This is a genomic window from Vibrio lentus (assembly GCF_030409755.1).
Lineage (GTDB): Bacteria > Pseudomonadota > Gammaproteobacteria > Enterobacterales > Vibrionaceae > Vibrio > Vibrio lentus.
Map to the genome: position 1 here is coordinate 60,875 of NZ_JAUFQE010000001.1, position 22,719 is coordinate 83,593.

Sequence of the window (22,719 nt, forward strand, 5' to 3'; positions counted from 1 at the left end):
ATACATCAAGCCTATTAGGACACTGCAGAAGACGTAGCCATCATTACCTTGAAAAACGCCGCCAGTCAGTAGCTTGGTCTAATTTACCCCCGTGATATATCACGGGGGTTTACAGCGAACAGCATGATAAGAACGGATAACCTTTTGGCAGGGTAAATCGACAGCTTAAAATTGCTTTTGTACTGGGCAAGGGTATTGCTCTTTTAACGCGGCGGTTAGATAGCTGGCGATACTGCCACCAATGCCTGCTTTGCCGTATTTTTTTAAACGAGGATCGTGTTCAAGTCTGTTGTCGATAATTGTCATCAGATCTTTGGTTTTCCATTCCCATAATGTTTCGCGACTGGCTGCATCTTTCATTGGCAAGCAATAATCAATGCGTTGGCCGCGAGCATCTAAACGGGTGGTATAAAAGTTCACGGCGTTAGCAGCGACACGAGTACCAATCAATAAATCTCGATACTCAGGACTCCCCGGATTTTGATAATGTTCAACATAGTAACTCATATCTGCAGGGCTTTTGCCGCTGCTGAGTCGGTCGATTTCTGGAATTTGACTATTGGCTAAGCTCAAAAAAGAGAAACATGTGCCTAAGCCTAATACGAGCCATTTCATCATTAATCCCTCCATTTAATACTGTACATAATACTAGGTTGCTTTGATATCTCACTTGGAGCGCTCAATAATTAATCATTATTTATAGGTTAAGAGCGGGTTTGCTCCTCCTTCTGTGTTGGTTGTAAGGTTGATGGTGGCTCAACACGGTTACTGGTACTCTCAAATTGTTCACGTGTCTCCTGCACGATTTGCGAGTGGTTGTCGGGGGTGTAATAACGCTCAGTGCCGCCGCGTTGCTCATGCTGCTCAATCACCGTTTGGCTGGTGTTGCCTAGAGCCTTACCTTTGTATTGTTCGCCCACCATTGTTTGCCACTCGGATTGGGTCGGCTCAGGATTAAAGGTACGTTCGTGCTCTTCTTGAGTGGGGACGCTGGCGAGCACAAAATCTTTAAACGTGTCGGTTGTTTTAAATTTTTCCCATTCATCAGCGCGGGCTTGGCGTGATTTATCATTACTACCGGTAAGAATCTGCTCTGCTCGGCCTACTTCAGATTGATATTTCTCCTCCACAAAATCTTGGAATGGTATTTCCAGTTTCTCAGTCAGGCTGGCCATATGACGTTGCTCTTGGCTGTTGACTTGACTGAGCGTATCGACCTCTTGTTGAGATTGTGTCGTGGACGTTATTAAGCCTTGTGTCTCACTAAAGTTCGCCGTAAAGCCAGTGGCGTAAGTGCCCATCTCCGTATTACGTTCATCGGCCGTGAGGCGGTTGCTCGCCTCAATGGTTTGGTTGGCACCAGAGCGGTAGGATTCGATGGCGGCTTGTATTTGGCTTTGTTGTTCGTTGCTCATGCTGCTGAGCGTTTCGCGGTCTTCCTGGGTCCATTTTTGTCCCGTGGACGCGTTCACACTTCCATTAAATCCTATAGCACCACCGAGAGCGCCGCTTGACAGTCCAGCGTTCACGTCATAACCGCCGTACGCTGAGTGTAAGAAGGCATTCGCTTTCTCATGACTCCATCCGGTTGCTGCACTGACTTGCTCAGTGGCGGAGTTGACCTGCTCTAAGCCTTTTGAAGCCGCTGCAGTTGCACCGTGTCCATGGGTTAAACCGTAACCTTGGGTTGACGAATAATTCTCTTTCCAATCGGCCAGCAATTGAGAGCCACTTTGTGTGCTTTGCGACAAGGCCGCTTGTTGCGTCGAGAGGTTGGATTGAGCTTGAGTGTGCAAGTCTTGCACCGCTTCGCTGTATTGACTAGAGCTGGCGACGTTCCACTGGAAATTCGACGCGGTAGGGCTAGTGTCATACACGGTTGTATCACCGTATTGCGTTGAAAGCATACCGTCTTCGCTTTGCGTGGTACTGCCGTGTTGTTTCAGCAATGTCGACGTATCAAACTTATTGCCATTGACGTTGTTAAACGTGTGGGTCTGCAGTTGCGTATTACCGTGGCTGATGTCACCGCTTGAGGCCGCGGCTGACGTGCGGGCATTGGTTTGGTTTATCATTCCCGCCAGTTGGTAGTTTAAACTGCTCATCATGGCCGCGGCTCCTTTGGTTAACGCCAAAGCAATCGCGGGGGTGGACATCATCAAGTAACCGGTGATGGCGGCGTAACGCGTGTTGACGTAATCAATGCCGCTCATGTTCGAGAGGGTGATGCCGCGTAATCCTTGTGTCGCGCCCTGGGTCGCCCCTTCTAAGAACCACATCATGATTGCGTTGAGGATGGTGAATATCATCGGCCAAGTGGCCAGATAGAAAAAACTGCCCACGTAGTTTTTAAGGACAGGCAGCGCCATATGTGGCAGCAAGGCGATGATGGCAATGATCGCCCCAAAGCAGACAAACAAAATGACCCCGATTGAGTGCATCATTGGAATGAACTCTTTGGCTTGCAGCCCAATGTTGGCCCACATGGTGGTGGTTTGCATTTGGTTGGCGGTGTAGGCGTAGTTGGCCGCGATACCTCGGTGCGTGTTTTCGATGTTCCATCGCGTCATGTTGATGACCATGTTCTGTTTTAAAATATCGACCGCGCTATTACTGACCCCAATTAAATCTTGGTGACTGTTCTCGATGGCGTTTCTTAAGAACGTTGATTGGATGTTGCTCTCTCGTCCCAAGATATACGCGCCCAGTTTATTCATGGTTTGATTGGCCTCTTCATCAAATTGTTGAGTGAGTTCAGGAAAAGCGTCGCGGCAGGTTCTGTATTGACCCTGGGGGTTATAGAGTCCACGAATGGGGGACATCGATTTTGTGGCGAGAAAACCGAGTAAATCCGGTGCTTGCAGGATGTTTTGCATGGTGTATTTTTTGTTAATTCGAATGTCTCCGACGATGCAGTTGTGATAAAAGTCTTTCCAATAGCGTTGCAGGTCAATGGTTTCGGCGTTGGCGCTACGAAGCAACGTGTATAAATTCGAACCAAACACCATGCCTGAGGAGCTGTAGCTTTCATCCTCTGTACTGCTAAAGACGATTTCAATGCCTTCGGTTAAGCCGTGCATGAACGTGGTGGCCGCCCAACCGGGTATCGCGACGATGTAAGGCACGTTATTCACGTAATAAATGCGCATGGGATTTTGCGCGTCATTGATATGGACGGTGGCTTTCATGCTGATAAGAAAAGTGGGGATAGCCAAGTAAATGAACATAAAACGCATCACATGTTTCGCGTCTCGAGACACAAAAAACAGAGTGGCACTGATGATAAAAGCCAGTAGTAAGGCGATTTCGATTAACGAGCCAAAGGTGTTGGTGGTAAAAAAAGTGGCGACAGCGTTCAAGGCTCGTTGTAATTGAGGGCCTGCGCCATAGAGATAAAAGTCTAAGGTCATGGGGATCTCCTTTAATGGCCAAAGGTGAGGTTCGATAAGGTAGCGTCACTGGCCGATTGGCTAAGGAGCTTTCGTTTGCGTTTTAGGCGTTCAGTGAGGGCTAAGTACGCGTTCAATTTCGTTTTGTGACGGTCTCGAAGGGTTTGTAAGTAATCTCTTGCACGGTTGATGCCTTCGAGAGTGTGATTGACGTCGGTTGGGTTCACCGAAGCGAGGTTGGTCATGGATTGATTGACGATCATCAGCATGTTATTGAGATAGGCATGCAAGAGATCGGCGGCAATATTTTGAGCGTATAAATGGCTTTCTGGTTGCAGGTTGAGGTGCGCATCATCAATGAGCATCGCCAAGATAGGAATGTCACTGAGTTCAACAAAGCTTTTCTCTGAGTCGGTGATAGGTTGGTCAGATTGTAAGTGGGCGTAGAGCGTATCGACGGTGTGGCGTACTTTGGCGTTAAAGGCTTGGCTTTCACTTAAGCGGATGGCGCTTAGGCTCATCGAAAGGCAGGTCTCGGTGTTTTCGCATCGATACACCTCCAAATCCCCTCCGGTCAAAAGGGCGTTAATGGCGGTGTCGTTACCCACTAACATCGCCGGAATGTAGCTTGGCGTCCCCTGCGCGTCGTAAATGACGGTGCCAGTGAGGCTTACGATAAACTCGGCGACCTCTTGATTGTCTTGAAGGTAAGCGCTTTTCATGAGCGCATCCCACACCACATTTAAGTTCACTTTCACTGCGTGCGCAGTGGCGTCATCGGTGTTGCCGGCCAGCATGCTCTGATTGGTACTGACGTGGCGACATTCGTGTTGCGCTTCTAACCAGTCAGAAAAGGCATTACTTTGCGTGCCAAGTGTGGCGCAGGCATGGCGCTTGGCTTCCCCATCGGTAAAGGCCGCTAAACCTGAGACCGCCGATTGTGCTACTTGGCAAGAGTTCATCGAGGTGGTGAGGAATTGGTCAGCAATCGCCTGCAGTTTGTCCCGATTCTCTTTGATGCTCGGCGCCCAAGTTTGCAGCGCTAAATCCACCGCGAAGGGCACGGCGTTGGCAATGACGGCTTTACCAAAAGACACCAGTTGGTCCGAATTAATGTGAGAAAAACCGCCCATAAAGGCATCAATGCCACCGCATCCTGCGCTGACAGAAGGCAGGGTGATGGCGGCCAATTGAATGTTTTTGATGTTGGTGCGAGCAAACAAGCTGCCCGCATTATAGTAAGTGGCGGATTGGCCTTGATAGGCACTTGGGTTCGTGATGTTGCTGTTAAAGCTGCTGTCATCCCAAAAGTTGTCCATGGCGTCGCCCAGCCCGCCGGCATGAAGTGAACATGAAAGACTCATTAAGAGAGCCAGGAGGGTAGGTCGCGTCATTGTAAACTCTCCATGATGGTCACATCGGCGCGCAAGGCTTGGTAGCTATTAAGTAGCGCGGGGTACGGAACATTGCCTTCACTCAAACGCACGTACTTACCGTTGCTGACGTTGATTAAGAACGTGGCGGGCGTAATGGCGTGTTTGAGCTCACCAAAAAACGCGGCGGTGATGTCAGAAGTGGTCGGGATCGGCGTGGTGTAACCGGGTATGGGCTGTCCGTCAAAGGAGAAATCGTACACAGGCAATTGGGTAGTTTGCTCGAGTCGTTTCATGGTCGGAGCAAAGTGGTGACACTCAGGGCATTGACTAAAATGGAAGAACACCAAGGCGTATTGACCTGTCATCACTGGTAGAGGTTGCGCTTGAGCGAATGAGGTTGAGGCGAGCATCATCAGCGCACTCAACAATAACGTGCGAAGGAAAACGTTCATAAGGGGCACCTTAATTTAAAAGTCGCTGTCTTGATAATCGGTCGCGACGTTATGAAAGCGAGAGAGCAAGTCTTTTTGTGAAATGAAGCCGTAGGCGAGGGGTCTGAGCGCTTTGGTGTGAACATTGGCCAGCATTAAAGCCGGTGTGTAGCGCACCTGTACTCGCCCTGTCTTATCAATACGGTTTTCATCAATCGCCTCAAAGGTCTGACCGTCTTTGCTGATCCCCACCAGTTCGATGTGGTATCGGTGGGCAAAGTCTTGGATGGAGGGCGCCAGAGTTTGAGATAAGGCGTCTTGCCCCTCGTAGATGAAGTAGAGGCCCCAACCTTCTTGCACTAATTGACGCACAGTGGCTTCGTTTTTGAGCTGGATACCTTGATAGTACGTCGCTCTTGCGGCTTGCTCTGTGGGGCGGTCTTTGGTGTACGAGTATTCGGGGTGTTCGTTGATGAGCTTTTTGAAGGTCATGCCCGTTTGAGTGGTTTTGCCATCGATGAATTTTTTCAGCTTCATCAATTTTAGATTTTTCTCTTCATTGGTTGGGTTAATCGTGGCATCGTTTAACGCTTCCTCAAATGTACGGTGGAACCATTGCATCTGCTCGGTGGCGCTCATCACAGTAGACACGCGATTGGGGGGGAGGCGCTCCTCCTCTTTGGGAGGGGCTTTCGGCGCTTTGGCCTCGTTATACCAGCGCCAGCCTTTGGGGGGCTCATTGGCGAAACTATGAAAGGCAAACACAGACAACAACATCAACGGTAGGGACTTGATTGTTAATCGGTTAATTGAGTTGTTCACCGTTTTTGTGGATAAGTCCTTCATGGTGTGACCTCATTCTTGCCAGAAACTCAGCATCTTATGGGTGCGCGTGTGAAATAATGTCCAAAGTGCTTCATCGTTGCCGTGTTTTTGTTGGTGCTTCATCATTTCTTGCTTGAGCTGATGGAGTTGTCGTTTGAACAGAAGATGGCGGATCAGGGTGGTAGCAAACCCGGTTGTCGATAGGGTGCCCACAAGTAAAGGGAGTAGGAGGGAGTCCATATTATATCCTCATCATAGATTAAGTTAATGGCGATAGGCGCTTTGTAATCGCTCTTGGATTTCTGAGGCCGAAGGCAGGTTGGTGTTGCTGTGCATGTCGTCATAAAAGTCCGAAAAGTCGAGTCGTTCAAAATCTATGTCTTGAAGCTGCTCGGGAGTAAGGGCGCCGCAAATGGGGTGTTTGGCGGTTCCCAGACTGATCCCAAGTTGGCCTTTCGAGCCTTGCTCTTGGATGATGCGCGCCAACTTGCTATCAAAGACGCAGTAGGTCTTCTTTTTCCGGGTACACGCGCCCAAGATCTTTTTGGAGCAATAACTGCCAAGGGCTATCGTAATGCCTTGCTCTTTGGCTTGACCGAGTGCCTTCTCTTCATCGTTGCATTGAGCGACACCCAAGTCGGTGCCCCATCCGCCGTCTTTACAACAGTCGGCAAAACCAAAAGCCGCGTCTGTGCATTTCATACCTTGTCCTGCAAATATCATTGGTGGATCGCCAATACCGTCAGCGGCTTCTGCGAGCGCGGCTAATGCCGAGGTGTTTTCATTAAAGCGGTTTGAAGTGGTCTCCATCGCTTCAAAGCAATCGCCATCCAGACAAAAGCTCTCTTCTCCACAGGTTAATTGGGTGGCGCTGCAGCGCCGTTGTGGGCAATACTTTTTGATTTTTTCCTCAATGCACACACCGTTTTGCTGGAGGCTGCAATGGGTTGACGTCGTGGTGCAATCGGCGGGCAGGGCGTTGCACGTATTGGGTCGAGTGCATTGGTGGTCAACCCGATACTTCCAGCAATCAAGCGTGGTCGGAATGCCATTAATGGTGCGAGTGGCTCGACCTTCAATGCATTGCTGATTAGTGACATTGCACGAGTTCATCAGGCTGCATTGTGTTCGCCAGGTTATGGTGTTTTTAATGCAGTTCCCACCAGATAAGGTGAACCCGTTTGAGCAGCTTAGCGTGGCTTTTTTCGTTTGTGTGGTGGGTCGACAAATCTCGTAGCGTTTATCCCAGCGTTCGCTCCCTTGCCAATTAACGTGATAGGTCTGTTTTAACTCGCCAAGCGTGTAGCCTTGATTGGGAGAGACTCGCTTCCCGCCCCATAAATACGTGGTTCGTGACGATGAAAAAATGCCATCACCTCCCGTTTGACTCACATAATGTTTATTATTGTATCGGCATTGTGGGAGGGGACGTTGGCAATCCTCCCCTTGCTGTGTCCAGCCGGATGGACAGCGGTAGAGTACTTCACTGAGGCTCACGGAGGCGACGGGGACTTTTTCACACGGTACTGGGTTGTGAGTCGGCCGGTGACATTGCTTTGCGATGTTATCGATGACGCACTGCGTGGCGTTGTCACAATCCACGTATTGATTAGACTGACCATGGCTGATCTCATAGGCATTATCGATGCCAAGGGTGGCGAATCGATACGTGTCATCATTGGGGTTAATGGTGGCACTATTATTGTCAAACCCCTCTTGTATCGCTTGAGCGTGTTCGTTGCTGCCAAACTCCAACGTGGATTGGTTTGTGATTTGTGCGTCAGTCATCCCCGCTTCATCAGGCTGTCGGATTTGGCTTTCACACCCTGGATTATTGTCGCTGCAGAAGTCGGACAGGTTAAGCGTCATCTCTGAGGGGTTGTAAGCCTCATTTGGGGCGTTTTTCGCCCATTCCACGTTGTCGTAAAACGTGTTTTCTTGAGAGTCGGCCAGGGTATCAAGGGAGAGGAAGAGAGCGGTGCTGAAAGAGAGCAAGACAAAAGGGAGTGAAAGGGGCGTATTCAAGGGGAACTCCTATTGAGCACTTGTTTGGCGATGTGTCCTACATCGCCTTGGCTTAAAATCGTTAAGGCGTTGGGTAGGGAAAGGTTGCCGTGAACCATGTCGTAATCACTTTGTGGGCAATACGCTTCATTGCACGCGTCGCCAATGGCCACAAACACGGGGACGTGGGTGATTTTAAATTGACGAAACCACTGTGGACTGATGGCAAAACCGCCCTCAATAGCTACTTCGTCGCTCGCTTCTAACAAACTCAGTATTCGAGAGGCTGTTGGGACCATGCCTTCTGGCAGTACCCCACGTATCACGAGAGGCACCTGATATTGCTGACTTTGTTTGAGTAGCTGTTTGAGCGCGGTATCTGGCATGGAAAGTGAGACAAACACCATCACACCTTGCGCCTCTTTGTTTGGGTTGACTTGAGGCATCCCAAGAACACTCGCCAGTGGCGAGTCTTGCAACGCGTTATCGAGGTGTTGATTCATCGACAGGGCTTCTTGCTTATGTTTTTGACTCCGTTCTAGCAGGAGGGCCAGTTCACTTTGATGGGCTGGCGCTGCAATACTTTGCTCTTGCTTGGCAAGGGCTTTGAGTTCTTCTTGCGAGTAACCCGTCTCGGCCAATGCCAGAGGGCTCGTGAGCAGAATCAGTAACAGCCATGAGGCTCGTGGGTTAAATAACATTGTCTTTTTCCTTATAAAAATACGCAGTTACGTTTTCGCCAGTTCACAAAACCGAAGTTACCGCCGGTGGTTGGGTTATCTTTGCCTTGCTCCCAAAGTGATGACGTTGTGCCGTAGGGATAACAATGAGCGGCATCACCAATCGGCGCCGACAATTGATAGCGATAACGACTTTTCGGTAAGATAGGCTCTGGCCACTGATAACAGACCGCACCATCCTCGCCCCAGGTCTCCCATACAATGCCTTGCCTGTGCATTTTAAAATTAAAACGCTCTAACATTAGAGTGCCAACTTGAGGACCGGTATGAGAATAAGCGCTGTTACCGGTTAATGGGTAGACGCTGCCTTGTGAGCCTAAACACCAAAAAAGTGCATCAAAAGGCAAAACGCGCCCCGTGGTGGTCGCCATGGCTTCGGTGATACAAGAGAGCTGCGTGATGGGGTGACCGAATAAAATCGCCTCGGGGTTAAGAATGAACGACATCTCATCATCATCCCAAAAGGGATCAAGTTCGGTGAGGTAGGCCACATCGAAATTATCCGTGGCCATGCAGGCCGCCGACTGCATCAGTTGTAGCCAATAAATCACCGGATATTTGTACCAATGCACGTGATAGAAAGCATTGCCGCTGGTTTTGCTGCTTGAGTCGTGCTGCGAGCCTCCTATTTGTTGGCTATTGTCATTACTCAACTGCATCCCCATGTTGACCATGCAATAAGGGGCTCGCGTCACGTCCACTAAGGAATACGGCTCCCAATACCCAATGTTTAAGCCAATTTGCATAAAAATGGGCGGGGGCTTAGGACAATAGGAAATAGGCAGACTTGGATTGGTGGTGTCAGGGTATGTCGAGCTAATGAGAGGCACGCTGCCCAGTGTCATAGGAAATAGGCAGTCCCAGCAAATGTCAGACAATGGATTTAAGAAATGCCCCGTGCAAGCGGCGGATTGAGCTTGGGTTTGCCAAGGAAATAGGAACAAACTAAACAGTAATAACCCATGGGTTCTCAAGGTCTTTCTCCTTATTTTATTTCCGTCTCACTCTTGTTCATGGCTGTGGTGAACGGCGTCACATCGATCTCTGTGATTTTCCACCGCGCCCCATCTTGTTCAATCAGAGAGGGAATGTGTGAGATTTGAAATTGACGGCTGTAGTGACCTTGTTGGTCAAAATAAATTCGGGCGTCAAACTCCTTGGCGACGTCTTCTGGACTGCCGTTGGTGAGGGTCCATTTTATCGGCTTATCTGCGCGGTATTGTTTGGCCCAAGCGCGCTGTCTTGGGTCGTCCCCATCAAGAAAGACAATCACATGCGAGTAATCGAATGATTGTTTGGGAATGTCGACTGGCCAAGTGTCAGTATCAAAGGGGTTGATGATGACGCCTTTGGCATAAAGGAGGTTGCCTTGTGCATCTTTGATATCGGTGGCCAGCTTTAATGATGGATCGATGTAAAAGGTGTTGGGCGCGGTGGTGGTGGTCAACCCTTTTACGGGAGTGGGCCTTCGCACGCTATTTTCTACGCTCTCCACAAACTGTTGTTGCATCTTTGCGGTTTCTCCCGTGGCTTCTAAGTGTGTCAATCGGTTGTTGATCCATTGCAACATGTCCACTTCTGCAATAGGAAACAGTTCACCTTGACGCCCAAACTGTTGGCCAAGCGCGGTGGGGGCGATGGTCAGTAAAGTGACACTGACCACTTTTAAGAGGGCGGTGGGTGTGAGGGATGAATGACTGGGAACAATCATAAGCTCATGACTCCTTTTTAAGCGCCTCGATAACGTAATGTTGGATCTCAGTGGTTCTATCTGGCGCGCCGCTGATGAGCGCGCCTGGCACGAAGATCACGAGGTGGTGCACTTGCGCGTATTCTTTCAAGAGTCGCCTGAGATCCGTATCAAAGGTCGCCAGTTGCGCGCTGTGCTCTTGATCGTCGAGGTTGGCTTCAATGAGTTGGTCTTGATATTGCGATAACGTTTGTTCGAGATCGAAGACCACGATTTGAGGCGCTGTATTGAGCTTGATGGCTATCAGGGTGAACATCATTAACGCTATAGCCAACAAGGCATAGATAAGACGTGGGTGACGGATGGATTTCATTTGGCCTCCTTGCCATAGATGAGGGTATTAAAGGTCTCAATTTCCTTTCCGTAAAAATGCTCGGCGGTTTGATTGACTGCTTGCATCAGTGATAGGCCTTGGTTCATCAAGTTTTCACAGTATTCAAACTCATGCGGCTCTGTTGAAAGGCATGCTCGGGTAAAGGGGTCGGCAAACAAGCGATGAAAGGTGGTCACATCCCCGGTTTTTAGCATGACAGAGCTGTAACCGGCGATGGAGGACTTTTCAAAGCTCTTGATGACAAACTGCTCATAGGGCGAAAAGTGTGAAGGGTTGTCTTTGATGAATTTTGTCAATCCACTGCCTTGACGCAGAGTGATATGAATATCGGAGTTATTGAACGCGGCGAGCGCTTCGGGTGTGCTGTAAAAATCCTCAATCCCTTGCGTCACGGTGCAGAACGATCCCCCAAATTTTCGGGCGGTGCGGTAACCGGTGTTGATGAATTCTTGCGCCTGTGCATTAGAGCCCGCCATCAGAGACCACGCCTCTTCAATGATGCACATCTTCGGCGTTGAACGAGAGCCAGACAGGTACATCTGCTGAGTAATGCTCGACATCAGCGCAAAAATCACCGGTCGCATGATGTCCGAGGGAAATCCGTCCAGTTCAATGGTGGTAAAGTGGACATTGGGATCCAGCATGGACGGTTTATTGAAGGTGTCCCCGTAGATCCCCTCTGAGCGGTATTTATTCAGTTGCATGGCGATATCAGAAAGGCGGCGATCACCGCCTTGTTTTTCGGCTGCCGCAAACAGCGCTTCTTGCACATGGTCAACCAACGTCTCGCTTTTGTGTGCCTGCCAAGCGGTAATGATGCAATCCCCGAGAACCGATTTTTCAAAATCCCCCATTTCATGCGTGGGGCAGGCCATGGTCGCAAAGAGTCCGGTGATGGTGTGCAGCGTTTCCTTAAGAGGGTTGACCTGTTCGCCTTTCTCATCGGTATAGTCATCCCCCATAGCAATGCGTTCCAGGTGAGTAAATGGATTGAGGTAAATCTTCTCAGCCGTCATGTAGTGTCCGCCAAGCATCAAGGTGAGCTTTTTAAAGCTCTTTCCTTTGTCTAACGCCCAGATTTTACCGTTCATGGCAAAGAGGGTTTCGGCGAGCTTTTGCACAAAGAAGGATTTTCCTGCCCCGGAGCCTCCGGTCAGGGCGATGTTGTAGTTATCTGAACCACAATTAAACGGATTAAACCAAAAGGCTTGTTGGCGCATGGTGGGCAGCATCATACCGCCACTGAAATTCTTTACGTCCATCACTAGAGGCAAGAGGTTGGCCACATTGCCGGTTTTTACGGTTTGAATGCGTCCAGCACGGTCGCAATCGGCCCAAAACCCATCGGTCATCATGAACGGTAAGGTCGTCATGAGTGCTTGGCCTTGCAGCATCGAGACGGTTTGTAAATCAAGCCCGCCAGAGCGAAAGGCGTTAATGGCCGTAGTGCGGTGCAGCCGCTCGGATTTTTTGTTGGTAAATAACGTCAGCGTCAGGTGCATGTATGCCATGCTGTTGATGCCATCCGACATTTCATCTCGAATTTGCTCGCGTTCGCTCTGCTCTTTCTTCGCTTGAGGGAAGAAAAATGCCATCGGGGACTTGAGCGTTTCTTCTAGCTCTCCAATGCGTCCGCCATTTTTGGTCGCAAAACTGCCCGATTCTTGATGGCGAAAATTGAGGGTCATGAGGTGTGGACATTGCACATTTTTGGCCACGCTCTTTAAGGACGCAAAACAATCGGGCAAGGCGTACAGGCGGAAAGTGCGAGGCGTACTGCGTAAGCCCAAGGAAATGATCCGCGAGGTCACCGTTTGATGTTGGCGGTTACTAAAGCGAACGTCGGTGTAATGTCGGCGCGTTAAAAACTCGGTATCAGGAGAGAGGACTTGTTTGTAAATCAACGCTTCGGGGGCGTAGTCAGATTCACGAGGGGCGGTTTGTGTGGGGTCAAAATTGAGAATCCCTTCGACGTAGTTGATTAAGCCTTCGGGGGTAAGCGGCGTGAGCTCCAGTCCAATTTGGGATAAAGACGTGGTGAGCGCCTCTTTGCAATCCAACACCTGGTCAATATCGTCGGTACTGGAGACAAACAACCACGCGCTGTAATCTTTGATGTCAAAGTAATGCTTCTGACGATGAAAAAAGCCGTGGTGAGCCGCAAAGTTGGCGTAATCGGCTTCTTGTTTTGCTAATTCACTGCAAATCCCCGCACGAGCGGATTTCAACGCGGCATTTTGCTCAATCAAATGACTCACGTGGTTGTGGCCCATCATGGAAACATGGTAGTCCCATTTGTGGCCAGTCGGTAAATCCATGATGAGACGGTTAAACGCCTCCACCATATCGTCATTCGCCCCCGCTAAGACGCTTAATTTGAATCCAAATCCTACGCCTTTTTTGTTATGAAAGAGGCCGTCCTGCGCATCAAAAGTCCGGTAAGGCAGTTCAGAATGCAGGTGGTTATATTCACGTTTGGCTTCTTGATAAAAACCCTTTAAATCTTTTGATACGCCCATGACGTTAATCCTTTTTGATAGCCTGAACAGGACGACCTGTCCAGGTAGACTCGTCTAACACAATGTAAATATCCATTGTGTCGAGGTAAGTGGTGGTGTCATCCGAAGTAAAGGGAAAAACCACCACCTTCCTAACCGTGTCTTGGGTTCGAATCGGGTGGCCTTCACGCGTGCGTCTTGGCAGTAAGGCAAAAGGGTGGGAAGCCAGGACGTTAGCCTCGACGACTTGTTGGGTTGTTGGGTGGGTCGAGATGTTGCGAATGTCATCCATGCTGGCGCAGCCGGGTGTCCCGCCGATTTTTTGGCAGCTGAATTCGTCTTGAAAGCCCGCCGAGCAGCCGGCGAGGGCGCTGACAAGCAGCGCGGTGAAAAGCTTGATAGTCATAAAGCGGACCTTAATTTAATTGTTGGTTAACTTCTGCCGCAAGAGGGTTGAGAGTGATGGTTTCTAAAAGGGTGTCCGGTTTTGCTTGCTCTTTTTCCTGACGAGCAACATAGCGTTTGATCGCCTCCTCATCATCGAGAGGGAACCCTTTCGTAAAGACGATATTCACGATGCCCCCTGGATTGATTTCGATGAAGGGGTGGTATAACTCGGCTAAGGCAATGTAGTAATCCGAAAGCTTGCTCCCTACTTCTGAGGTGGCGTTGCCCAATAAACTTAATCCCACATCTTCGCTGTTGATGCTGGACGTTGAGCCCAGCGCTGAGGTCGAGGTGGTGCTGGCCAATCCCGCTCCCGCCTCTCCCAGTCCGGTTAAGATGCCTGAGATCCCCGCCATTTGGACGATTTTGCCGTTACGTAAAATCGAAGTACCACGGATGCCATTGCGACCAAAGTTAAAGACAGTGCCTTGTACAGGAATGTCTAAAATGCGACCGTCTCGAATGCAGCTGAGGGTGTGAGTGCGGGCCACGCCACGACTCGAAGAGAGGTCTCCGTACACGCTTCCAATGATGGTGCAGTCTTTGAGGTGGCTCTTTTCTCCATTGGGCAACACGCCTTCATGCACGGTTTGAAACACGATGGGGGCGGTATCACTTTGGCCGAATGCTCCGGCATTGGCATCCGCGCCACCGGTGATTTTGGCGGTCACAAAGGTGCCCGACGGGACGTAATTGTCAACGGTGCGTTGGTAGGCTGACTCTGAAGAGGCTGTCCAAAAAAAATCAAACGAGTCAAACGCTTGTCCTTGGTCATCAAACGAGGCCTTATCGGCGTTGCTGTATTGAAAGCTCTCTTTTTGCAGATCATTGGTGGCGTAAGAGGGCAAAGGTTTGGGAGGAAGAGGGCGCGAACCAAATGGCGCCGGATCTCCCATGACGGTCAGGTGACTGGCTTCCTTCGAGGCTGACGCTGGGGTTGATGGCAAGGCGACGGTGCGGTGCGCTTCTTGATTATTGCGTATTTCATCGCGTAAGGTTTCGTTCTCTTTTTTCATTTGTGCGAGCGTATTTTCATTGCTCATTATCAAACGCTCGACGTCTCGATTGAGGTTTTCCATCTTCTCTTTGACGTCTTCAATGTCTTGACCTTGTAAGGTCAAGGCTGAGCGGTTGTCTTTGTCGGTAAAATCATCAGTAATGATTTCCCCAAAATTGGGGGCTGACTCAACGACCTCTTGCGCAATATCAAGCGAGGAGCGAGGTTGTTTAAAGGCTTTAAATGCAAAAAAAACCGCGACCAAGAGCGCAACGGTCAATAAGCTGAGTATTTGGTTGCGTTGCTTACTTTGCTTATTGGCATTGACTCCATCCTCTAAGTCCGACTCTCTTAAAAGCCACTGTTTAAATCGTCTCATTAGTGTCCTCCTGTGATGATGTACAGATGGGTGGATTCACCTGGGACCAAGGTATAACGATCAAGCGAGGCGCTCCGGCTGGCGTAACTGTAAAATTGCGCTTCGGTCAGTGTCACGGTGTCACTGGATTGATTTTTAACTTGATAAATAAGCCCTGAGAAAGGGCGACCGACAAACAGGGTTTGCGGAATAATGGCCAGTGGTGACGTGTCTTTAGGGAGTGTCTCTGGGTCAATCGGATGGACACGAAACCCTGGGATAGGCGTCTTGGAGCGCTGCCAATGTATCATTTGTTTGGAGAGTTGCCCCAAGGCCAAAGGGTATTCGAGGTCTTTTTCAAAGACACTTTTCTCTTCAGTAGAGCGAAGCGAAATGAACTCGCTGACCACCGCAGGGACGGCTTTAGGATTAATAAAAAGCGAGAAATTTTGGCCTTTTTCTGTGGTGACGTGCGCGGTAAAAGGCAAGGCGATGTTGAGTTTGACGGTAATAGAGCCTGATTGGTCTCGTTGATTGGCTTTAGCGAGACAAAATCCTCTAGGGCAATGAAGGTTTACTATCTTGTCGTCTTTCACCACTAAACGATTGGTGTTGACCGAGGATAAGGGCAACACAATGGTGTCATTTTGCTCAAAATAGTAGGTCTTTGCGTCAATCGTATGGGCGTGGCTTATGATGGGTAACAACAAACCAACAAAAGCATAAATCAAGCGTATTTTCATAACGGTATCTCTTTAGCGATGGTGTGAAGTTCAATCAAGCCACTTGAATAATTGGCTTGGAGTAGATACGTCACGGGCTCAGGGTCGAGTGTGCGCCCGGCGATGGTTTTGTTGAGTGTGCCTCTGACCCGTATTTTCATTTCATTGAGATTGATAGACAGTGTGTCAACTTCAAAAAAACTGGTGACGTCGTTCTCGATGATAAATTCGGCTTCTCGCATTAACTTGTCTTGTAAGCCGCTCCAGTATTTAGGCGGCACGTAGGTAATGAGTAAGTTGAATTGACGTTTAACGTTAGAGGGCGTGACATTAAATTTTAGGTGTATCCACCAATCGGCCATCATAGAAAGATACGCTTCATCAACCGCATCGCTTGAGATCGTAAACGCTCGGTCGATATGAGGTGGCACGAAGGTGCGCTTTTCCGCTTGGTTTTGACTTAATAAAGCAAAACTCAACCCAGCGGTTCCTAAGGCGGTGATCAACACCACCGCGGTGAGGACGTAATTGATAAAGCGAGCCGCTTTAAGCGCCTCGCCGTTATGTTCATTGAGCATCAGTAAATCCAATATTTTTTTGTGGCGGGGGGCGTGCGTTTAAAAATGGTTTTATTCGCTGTGTCATCCCCATACCAGTGGATGAAGTGAATGATGAATTTGGGGCCGTGTCGGACTTTTAAGCTGCGAATGGTGAGGAAAAATCCGATACACACGGCGACCGCGACCAACCGATTGATGTTGAACAACATCAAAAACAACAAGATAGAAGGGAGTATTTCATCGATTGGAAATCCGACTATTTTGACGTCGGTTTGTAAGTAGTTTGGAAAAGCGAAGAGGGTTTGTTTGTCTTGATGATCCATGGTGAAATAAGGCGAATAGTTTCGCGCTCTCCTTGTGTGGTTTATAAGCCTACAAACCCTTTACCGACTTCCCAGAACACCACGCCAACGAAAAAGCCGATGATGCCACCCACCCAGTTCTTTTGCATGATGCCAACGATGATGCCGCCAATCAGGCCTGCCACCAGAATGTAGAACTCGCCAGAAGACCCCGTTCCGACCGTGTTGGTCACGGTATCTTTACCACTGGCAAAAAGGTCATCAGCGTAAGCGGGTGACGCACAGGCAAAGTAGACGGCCATGAGCGTACAAAAGTGACGCCAATACGTAAGAGGAAGGTTGAAGCGTGAGGTTTTATCTTTCATGTGGTTACCTTTAAATGTAAATAAAAGAGGCACGACATCGCACCGCCTTTATCAAAAGGGGTGTCGTGCATCTGGTGGGTTGAAAAATGGACGTTGTTAGTTCCCCATATTTTGGGGAATGCTTTGGGCCGCATGAGTGAAGGTGTTGCCGTTGAGCCCCATGGTTCTTCTCGATTACATTAAAGGCAACAAGGAAGCGTTTACATACTTCAAACCGCGATTGCGACTGACGTGTTGTTTCCAATTTTGAGGGGTCATGATCGTATTCTTGAGTTTACGATAATGTTTTTTGCGAGCATTCTTTGATGGTGGTGGCGTGAGTTGACGGACTGATTGGGTGTGTTTTTGAACCGAAACGAAATGAACACCTTTCCAATAGAAAGGAAAGGGGAGGCGGTCAGTAAAAGGTAACAAAGCAGCAAATGCAATGTATTCACGCCCGACCGAGCCCAGTTCTTTGAAGCTGACAAAATCCCCTTGTTCAACAAAGCGGTCCAATAAACTCCCCGCCTCATCTTCACGACAATATCCGTATACAATTTGCATTATTTAAACTCCTTTTAAGGACATTGTTTTGCTCTTTTAAAAGAACAAAACAATGGGCTCTCTCTCAAGAGCCGTGCTACAAACTGGCTTGTGCATTCTTGTAGTAGAATACGCACACCCAAAGGGTGTGGTGTCTGGTATTCCCAAGTAACTCTGTTGAACCACTTAACAAGCATGCTTAATTGAGTCGAAAAACAGCCTTGGACGTCGCCCCAGGTAAGGCTCCTGAACTTTTTAGGCATATTACGCAGGCCTGCGCCCATCTGCGGCGCTTTTTGCAATAGTGAAGGCAGCCACTCTTACGGTGATGCGGGTGTTGGTATGCAGATGGAACCAAAAGCCGACGAATGTGTTTTTCGACTTTGATCTCAAAGACTGCGATATCAACGTAGTCAGTATGAATCAACATAAATGAGGACGGCAATGTTTGAATATGTAAGAAGCGCACAATGGACTTGTTTTTCGACATATCGTTATAGCTCAGCATAAGTGAGCTATAACCAAAACGTAATTGCTGCTTAATGGAGTGGCTTTGTTACGTAATGCAGTTGAACTAAATTAAGAACCTATTACCTGAGCAGCTACGTCCATCGACTTATCTCTTATTTATCAACCACCAGTGATAATAAAGGTATGGTTATTGAGCAATAGTTTGTATTGCTTTTAGTTGGTTTTTTAGTGAAGAAGTTTGGGCTGGAAGTGAACGTATCTTATCTGATTACCGCTCCATGACCCAGTTTCACAGAATGACGCTACAAGTGAATGAAAATTTAAGCATTCGCGAGATCAATTGATCGCGGGGTTTGGGTTATAAATTAATATATGAGCTCTGTTTCATTTTTCCTTTATGGGTTATTTTTCTTCCGCCAATCATAAAGGATATAAAGTAATGAAAAGAAAAACACTTTTAGTGTCTGTAACGGCCTGTTTAAGTTCGCTTACTTATGCTAATGAAAGTAACATTATCACCAGTAATTCACCTGAGGGGGTCTACCTCAAATACCAATCAACTAACCAAGTTACCGAATCGATGAGGCAAAATGGTTTTACGTTACATCGTTGTGGTATCAAGACTCTCGTCAGCGACCTTCAATTCAATCAAGGTTTAAACATTCCGCATAGCCAGGTTTTGTGTGTTTATTCAAAACCGGGGAATTCAATAAGTGACGAATCTGAGCTAATCTATTGGCACCTCAACGTGCTTTACAGTGTAGAGAACGGAAACTTTATCCCAGGGAGAGAGTTCAATGAGAGCTACACCAGCGAAATCTCTACCCATACCCCTGAATACCTGCTTGATATTAGCCCGCATTATTATCGTCAGCGTTCGCAAGTGGAATATTTGGGGATGAAAGTGGGCGAATGTAACCTACAAAAGGTCTACTACTTTAGTACCCCAATGGAAGAGTCTTACTTGTCAGATATTGCCTCTTGCCCTGTCTACAAAGCTGACGGAGAGCTCTCAGGAAATATTACCGTGGAGCTCAATCATACTCCTGCTGATTTATCTTACAGCGAGCGCCTTGTTAGATTTGATTCAATTTAATCAATGGCATTGAATCAACATTAGAAAAACAAGTAACAGCTTCTTCTAAAAGAGGTTGAGTTTAATTAGTAAGCCAGTAGTAATCGCTGCTGGTTTTTTCATGATTAATGTTTGTTAGAGTTGATATAAGCCTGTCTCAATCTTAGGTCAATGCTCCGTAGAGAGACGGCACTAAATAAAGCCTTAGATAACTTAATTGATTACTCATCATACAAATCACTACAAGCCACCTTCTTAAAGAATTAGCTGAAATGCATATTGTTGCTTATTCTAATTTGAGGTAACCTTCACCTTGGGAATGTTCCCAAAATTAACAATGGACAAAATTTAAATGAAAAGTGTTATTGGCTTTGTGACCGGCATTACCGGCTTTATTGTTCAGTCTAAAGACGGCATCCTTCCCCCAACATCGCAAGCATTAGATTACTTAGAGGAGGCCGTATGACTTGTGATGTCATTAAAGAAACGGGAGTCATCGCTTGTGACAACACGACTCCTTTACGTTCCAAAGTTGCCATTTTCGGGGCGGGTATTTCTGGCTTAGCAATGGCTCATAATTGTGTCAAACACGGCTTTGATGTTGCCGTTTACGACAAAGAGCTCTTCACCGGAGGTAAGTGTATCGGAACGGTCGATGAGAGCGGTGCGGTTCACGAACTCACTCATCGGCAGTTTTTTGCGAAAAATCATAATTTGATTAATTTTCTGAAAGAGATCCCTTCGGGCTCTGGAAGTTGTTTGGATTCGCTTTACCCTCAGGAGCTCGTCCAGTTTTCGTGGGCACAAAGTAACAAGACAATGCAGTTTCAACGCGGCTACTTTACCCGCTTGGAAAAGCTATGGGATGATGCAAAATCCGCTTATTCAATGATTTACGCTCAAGTATCATTGACGGATACGCTCTGGTTTAAGCAACAATTACAAAAGCCTTACACAACGGAGGCCTTACTTGGTGTTTCTGTGAGTGACTTTTTCTCCTATGACTCCAGGCCGCGACTGGCAGCTTTCCTCCGACCGGTATTATTAGGTTGGATTGGAGCCACCGACAATACACCAGCCTTGGCGGTGTTGGATTTGCTCAATAATAAAGTGGGAGAGTTGCACGGTTTAGCCCCCGAAGCGTACAGTTTGGGGACGAGGGAGCCGATTAGCGATGCACTTATCTCCCCACTGACTCATTACCTACAAAAGCAAGGTGTTCAATTTCACCTTGGTCATAAAGTGAAATCTCTTTATCCCAATAAAGCTCGAACTCGTATAGATGGCGTACTTTTGCAAGGTGAACGTTCCGCTCAGGCCGATTTTTACGTGTTGGCACTCCCAGCTCACGTGACCCAGTCTCTACTTTCAGAGGTAAGCTCTGCGTTGAGTTATGAATTCGTACTGAGCCACGGGTTTCAGTTTTATTGGCTCCTCAAAACCACCGCCTAGGGCGGTGGTGATTGTTCCTCTAGGCTATAGCCTGAAGAAGTGCCCATGTTAGAAGTAACCTCTTATTCACCACAAGTAAGAGGAAACAACCACATGGGCGATTACAGAAGTTCATCACATGTCTATTGGCGTTGCAAATACCATATAGTTTGGACTCCAAAGTATAGATATAAGATTTTGAAAGATAAGGTTGGAAAGGAGCTTTATCGTTCAATTTATATTTTGTGCAATATGAAAGACTGCGAGGTTTTAGAGTTAAATGTTCAACCAGATCATGTTCATCTTGTTGTCATTATTCCTCCCAAGTTGTCGATCTCGAGTTTGTTAGGAGTTTTAAAGGGCCGGACAGCAATTAGACTTTTCAATAAATTTCCACATATACGTAAGAAACTATGGGGAAATCACTTTTGGGCTAGAGGGTATTTTGTAGATACGGTCGGTGTGAATGAAGAAGTCATTCGACGATATGTCCGACACCAAGATAAACAGGACATAGAGTATGAACAACAACTGCAGTTATTGAAGAACTGATAGCGTGGACGCCCCCTTCTAGGGGGTTATAAAGCAAAACCGCCTTCTAAGAAGGCGGATATTTTTTTTTCTCGAAGACCTGACGCATTGAAGGGCAGGACAGTTGGTTTGGTACTCGATTCTCCTTGGGGATTGAGCTATCACGTGACTACTCGCTCTCACTCAAAAGGGGAGACAACGTGCCTGTCGGTGACGGCAACGGCACTCGATAAAGCTCGAGGTCTCCTCTACCAAAAACCGATGCTGTCCTGCACTGAAGAGCAAGTGAGAGATGAACTATTGTATCAAGTTCTTGGGCGATTAGACTTATTAGAGCACCCTGCTTACCAAGGATTTAGGGTGGGCCTCGGTGCGAAAATGGTCACGCCAGAAGAGTTAAAAACCTTATATGCCGATCACTTTTATGGCGATGCCGTTATTAATGAACGAGGACAGGCTCGCCATTGGGTTCTGCAACACGCGTTAACTCAGCCGACCTCTCAGAATACACTGACGACCACTGTGCAAAACTTCTCGAACGTTTTCTTAAGCGGGGAATATTTGTCGGACCCGAGACAAACTTGGCGAGTGCCTGTGACATTAGAGCGATGCATTGAAACAGCCAACCTGTGTATGATGGATCTAGCCGAGCGCGCGGCCTGCTATAAGGAGCAAAATGCATGAAATCTGCCTTGTATTCTCCCTTATCCTCCGGTTTATTCTTAACTCTGTGTGGTGTGTATGGCTATGGTTTTTATTGGCTTGTACAGAGCTCGATTTGGTTTGCGTTAATGCTCACATTAGTGCTGCCTTTGCTGTTTTGGCCGTTGACTCAACCTGTTGAAAATGCGGGCGAGATAAAGCGTATCCTGTGCTTAGAGACGGGGTTTAACTTGTTGTGTTTTCTCGCGGTGAGCCAGTGGCTCAGCCTAACGGACTTTGATAAAGGGTTGATGGTGTTTTTTGTTCTCCAATCCGTTGGTTTTATCTTGGTGCAGTTCAAAAAAAAAGCGTATCTCTCGATGCTTATTTCGGTGGTGCTTGCAGCGACGATCGCGCATTGGATGTGCTCTGGTGAGCAAACGAGCCTACTTGGTGAGGGAAAACTATTATTAGTTGGCAAGGCGATACCTTGGCAGTTAAGTGTTATTTATGGTGTTTGGTTGATACAACTTTTGTTGGTGGAGTATCGTGCTGTCTTACCCAAGTTGACATTGATTATTGGCCATTTAGCCTCATTTTTGATTGCGATTGGAGCCGATGACTTTTTCCATGCTCGCATCGTAACGGCCAGTCATCTTCTTTTCCTTAGTTTGTGCGTTAACCTAAAAAGTATCGATTGGGGAGGACGTAGTTTCGCAACTTCGAATCATTTGAATCAATTTATTCAAGGTCTTGCTATTCGAACCGCTCTTTCTAAGCTATTTCTGGTCTTGGTGACGAGCACCTATCTCAGTCTTTTTATCCTATAGGTTGAACGTACTGGTGCCTTATTTGACCAAAATAGAATCCGCATTAAACATCTTTCTTTCGTGAAACATCAAGACTTTGATGTCGTAAAAAATAGAGTGTAATGCTTTTGATATGT

The 22,719-nt window shown here is 47.8% G+C and carries 22 protein-coding genes and 1 pseudogene; 5 read left to right on the forward strand and 18 right to left on the reverse strand.

The genetic code is table 11. From position 1 onward, the window contains the following. Positions 1 to 165: 165 nt before the first annotated feature. The 18 genes from QWZ07_RS00265 to QWZ07_RS00350 all read right to left on the reverse strand — a co-directional run bounded on the left by QWZ07_RS00265 (position 166) and on the right by QWZ07_RS00350 (position 17,644). Positions 166 to 618, reverse strand: a complete 453-nt coding sequence (locus tag QWZ07_RS00265) for a hypothetical protein (protein ID WP_192854408.1) — start codon at positions 616 to 618, stop codon at positions 166 to 168. A gap of 86 nt (positions 619 to 704) precedes the next feature. Next, positions 705 to 3,410 (reverse strand): conjugal transfer protein TraG N-terminal domain-containing protein, encoded by a 2,706-nt coding sequence (locus QWZ07_RS00270; protein WP_192854410.1) that lies wholly within the window; start codon positions 3,408 to 3,410, stop codon positions 705 to 707. 11 nt (positions 3,411 to 3,421) lie between these two features. Next, a complete protein-coding gene (locus QWZ07_RS00275; protein WP_192854412.1) occupies positions 3,422 to 4,783 on the reverse strand; it encodes a conjugal transfer protein TraH in 1,362 nt (453 codons plus the stop codon). Next, a complete protein-coding gene (gene traF, locus QWZ07_RS00280; protein WP_192854413.1) occupies positions 4,780 to 5,217 on the reverse strand; it encodes a conjugal transfer protein TraF in 438 nt (145 codons plus the stop codon). The genes QWZ07_RS00275 and traF (QWZ07_RS00280) overlap by 4 nt, the downstream gene beginning before the upstream one ends. A gap of 15 nt (positions 5,218 to 5,232) precedes the next feature. Then, positions 5,233 to 6,042 carry a type-F conjugative transfer system pilin assembly protein TraF gene (traF, locus tag QWZ07_RS00285; protein ID WP_225998589.1) on the reverse strand — a complete coding sequence of 270 codons (810 nt, stop codon included), beginning with the start codon at positions 6,040 to 6,042 and terminating at the stop codon, positions 5,233 to 5,235. Between the two features lie 243 nt (positions 6,043 to 6,285). Then, positions 6,286 to 8,046: a type-F conjugative transfer system mating-pair stabilization protein TraN gene (traN, locus tag QWZ07_RS00290; RefSeq protein ID WP_192854415.1), complete on the reverse strand. Its 1,761-nt coding sequence runs from the start codon at positions 8,044 to 8,046 to the stop codon at positions 6,286 to 6,288. After that, complete coding sequence (gene trbC / locus QWZ07_RS00295; RefSeq protein WP_192854416.1) at positions 8,043 to 8,726, reverse strand: type-F conjugative transfer system pilin assembly protein TrbC; 684 nt, start codon at positions 8,724 to 8,726, stop codon at positions 8,043 to 8,045. Before trbC ends, traN begins: the two co-directional genes overlap by 4 nt. Before the next feature lie 11 nt (positions 8,727 to 8,737). Continuing rightward, positions 8,738 to 9,718, reverse strand: coding sequence for a conjugal transfer pilus assembly protein TraU (gene traU / locus QWZ07_RS00300; RefSeq protein ID WP_390227546.1), 981 nt, complete (start codon positions 9,716 to 9,718; stop codon positions 8,738 to 8,740). 32 nt (positions 9,719 to 9,750) lie between these two features. Further along, the gene (gene traW / locus QWZ07_RS00305; RefSeq protein ID WP_102333071.1) at positions 9,751 to 10,476 is read right to left on the reverse strand and encodes a type-F conjugative transfer system protein TraW; all 726 of its coding nucleotides are present in this window, start codon (positions 10,474 to 10,476) and stop codon (positions 9,751 to 9,753) included. A gap of 4 nt (positions 10,477 to 10,480) precedes the next feature. Then, positions 10,481 to 10,828, reverse strand: a complete 348-nt coding sequence (locus QWZ07_RS00310; RefSeq protein WP_048663628.1) for a TrbI F-type domain-containing protein — start codon at positions 10,826 to 10,828, stop codon at positions 10,481 to 10,483. Further along, positions 10,825 to 13,368 (reverse strand): type IV secretion system protein TraC, encoded by a 2,544-nt coding sequence (gene traC / locus QWZ07_RS00315; protein ID WP_192854419.1) that lies wholly within the window; start codon positions 13,366 to 13,368, stop codon positions 10,825 to 10,827. Before traC ends, QWZ07_RS00310 begins: the two co-directional genes overlap by 4 nt. 4 nt (positions 13,369 to 13,372) lie before the next feature. After that, on the reverse strand, positions 13,373 to 13,753 hold the full coding sequence (gene traV, locus QWZ07_RS00320; RefSeq protein WP_192854421.1) for a type IV conjugative transfer system lipoprotein TraV: 381 nt from the start codon (positions 13,751 to 13,753) through the stop codon (positions 13,373 to 13,375). A gap of 10 nt (positions 13,754 to 13,763) precedes the next feature. Next, positions 13,764 to 15,170 carry a TraB/TrbI/VirB10 family type IV secretion system protein gene (locus QWZ07_RS00325; RefSeq protein ID WP_192854423.1) on the reverse strand — a complete coding sequence of 469 codons (1,407 nt, stop codon included), beginning with the start codon at positions 15,168 to 15,170 and terminating at the stop codon, positions 13,764 to 13,766. After that, positions 15,170 to 15,892 (reverse strand): type-F conjugative transfer system secretin TraK, encoded by a 723-nt coding sequence (traK, locus tag QWZ07_RS00330; RefSeq protein ID WP_192854424.1) that lies wholly within the window; start codon positions 15,890 to 15,892, stop codon positions 15,170 to 15,172. The genes QWZ07_RS00325 and traK overlap by 1 nt, the downstream gene beginning before the upstream one ends. Beyond that, a complete protein-coding gene (traE, locus tag QWZ07_RS00335) occupies positions 15,889 to 16,449 on the reverse strand; it encodes a type IV conjugative transfer system protein TraE (RefSeq protein WP_048663622.1) in 561 nt (186 codons plus the stop codon). The genes traK and traE overlap by 4 nt, the downstream gene beginning before the upstream one ends. Further along, positions 16,449 to 16,754, reverse strand: a complete 306-nt coding sequence (traL, locus tag QWZ07_RS00340; protein ID WP_016800278.1) for a type IV conjugative transfer system protein TraL — start codon at positions 16,752 to 16,754, stop codon at positions 16,449 to 16,451. The genes traE and traL overlap by 1 nt, the downstream gene beginning before the upstream one ends. Before the next feature lie 41 nt (positions 16,755 to 16,795). Next, entirely contained in the window at positions 16,796 to 17,098 is a 303-nt protein-coding gene (locus QWZ07_RS00345) for a type IV conjugative transfer system pilin TraA (RefSeq protein ID WP_132960179.1), read from the reverse strand. Positions 17,099 to 17,272: 174 nt separating this feature from the next. Further along, entirely contained in the window at positions 17,273 to 17,644 is a 372-nt protein-coding gene (locus QWZ07_RS00350; protein WP_192854426.1) for a hypothetical protein, read from the reverse strand. 889 nt (positions 17,645 to 18,533) lie between these two features. Between QWZ07_RS00350 and QWZ07_RS00355 the strand changes: the two genes are divergently transcribed. The 5 genes and pseudogenes from QWZ07_RS00355 (at position 18,534) to QWZ07_RS00375 (ending at position 22,603) form a co-directional block, all read left to right on the forward strand. Continuing rightward, a complete protein-coding gene (locus QWZ07_RS00355) occupies positions 18,534 to 19,190 on the forward strand; it encodes a hypothetical protein (RefSeq protein ID WP_192854428.1) in 657 nt (218 codons plus the stop codon). 441 nt (positions 19,191 to 19,631) lie between these two features. Then, a pseudogene (locus tag QWZ07_RS00360) lies at positions 19,632 to 20,600 on the forward strand (NAD(P)-binding protein); the annotation flags it as partial. A gap of 114 nt (positions 20,601 to 20,714) precedes the next feature. Next, complete coding sequence (gene tnpA / locus QWZ07_RS00365) at positions 20,715 to 21,152, forward strand: IS200/IS605 family transposase (RefSeq protein WP_192854770.1); 438 nt, start codon at positions 20,715 to 20,717, stop codon at positions 21,150 to 21,152. Positions 21,153 to 21,296: 144 nt separating this feature from the next. Beyond that, the gene (locus tag QWZ07_RS00370; protein ID WP_225998624.1) at positions 21,297 to 21,815 is read left to right on the forward strand and encodes a hypothetical protein; all 519 of its coding nucleotides are present in this window, start codon (positions 21,297 to 21,299) and stop codon (positions 21,813 to 21,815) included. Further along, positions 21,812 to 22,603: a hypothetical protein gene (locus QWZ07_RS00375; RefSeq protein ID WP_192854697.1), complete on the forward strand. Its 792-nt coding sequence runs from the start codon at positions 21,812 to 21,814 to the stop codon at positions 22,601 to 22,603. The genes QWZ07_RS00370 and QWZ07_RS00375 overlap by 4 nt, the downstream gene beginning before the upstream one ends. Positions 22,604 to 22,719 lie beyond the last annotated feature (116 nt).

Bases quoted from the DNA above. Each gene is read 5' to 3' on its own strand.
- traE (WP_048663622.1), bottom strand. From the start codon at position 16,449: ATGCTCAATGAACATAACGGCGAGGCGCTTAAAGCGGCTCGCTTTATC.
- trbC (WP_192854416.1), bottom strand. From the start codon at position 8,726: ATGTTATTTAACCCACGAGCCTCATGGCTGTTACTGATTCTGCTCACG.
- QWZ07_RS00270 (WP_192854410.1), bottom strand. From the start codon at position 3,410: ATGACCTTAGACTTTTATCTCTATGGCGCAGGCCCTCAATTACAACGA.
- traK (WP_192854424.1), bottom strand. From the start codon at position 15,892: ATGAAAATACGCTTGATTTATGCTTTTGTTGGTTTGTTGTTACCCATC.
- tnpA (WP_192854770.1), top strand. From the start codon at position 20,715: ATGGGCGATTACAGAAGTTCATCACATGTCTATTGGCGTTGCAAATAC.
- QWZ07_RS00325 (WP_192854423.1), bottom strand. From the start codon at position 15,170: ATGAGACGATTTAAACAGTGGCTTTTAAGAGAGTCGGACTTAGAGGAT.
- QWZ07_RS00265 (WP_192854408.1), bottom strand. From the start codon at position 618: ATGATGAAATGGCTCGTATTAGGCTTAGGCACATGTTTCTCTTTTTTG.
- QWZ07_RS00355 (WP_192854428.1), top strand. From the start codon at position 18,534: ATGAAAAGAAAAACACTTTTAGTGTCTGTAACGGCCTGTTTAAGTTCG.
- QWZ07_RS00310 (WP_048663628.1), bottom strand. From the start codon at position 10,828: ATGAAATCCATCCGTCACCCACGTCTTATCTATGCCTTGTTGGCTATA.
- traF (WP_225998589.1), bottom strand. From the start codon at position 6,042: ATGAAGGACTTATCCACAAAAACGGTGAACAACTCAATTAACCGATTA.
- traL (WP_016800278.1), bottom strand. From the start codon at position 16,754: ATGGATCATCAAGACAAACAAACCCTCTTCGCTTTTCCAAACTACTTA.
- traW (WP_102333071.1), bottom strand. From the start codon at position 10,476: ATGATTGTTCCCAGTCATTCATCCCTCACACCCACCGCCCTCTTAAAA.
- QWZ07_RS00350 (WP_192854426.1), bottom strand. From the start codon at position 17,644: ATGCAAATTGTATACGGATATTGTCGTGAAGATGAGGCGGGGAGTTTA.
- QWZ07_RS00345 (WP_132960179.1), bottom strand. From the start codon at position 17,098: ATGAAAGATAAAACCTCACGCTTCAACCTTCCTCTTACGTATTGGCGT.
- QWZ07_RS00375 (WP_192854697.1), top strand. From the start codon at position 21,812: ATGAAATCTGCCTTGTATTCTCCCTTATCCTCCGGTTTATTCTTAACT.
- traF (WP_192854413.1), bottom strand. From the start codon at position 5,217: ATGAACGTTTTCCTTCGCACGTTATTGTTGAGTGCGCTGATGATGCTC.
- traV (WP_192854421.1), bottom strand. From the start codon at position 13,753: ATGACTATCAAGCTTTTCACCGCGCTGCTTGTCAGCGCCCTCGCCGGC.
- QWZ07_RS00275 (WP_192854412.1), bottom strand. From the start codon at position 4,783: ATGACGCGACCTACCCTCCTGGCTCTCTTAATGAGTCTTTCATGTTCA.
- traC (WP_192854419.1), bottom strand. From the start codon at position 13,368: ATGGGCGTATCAAAAGATTTAAAGGGTTTTTATCAAGAAGCCAAACGT.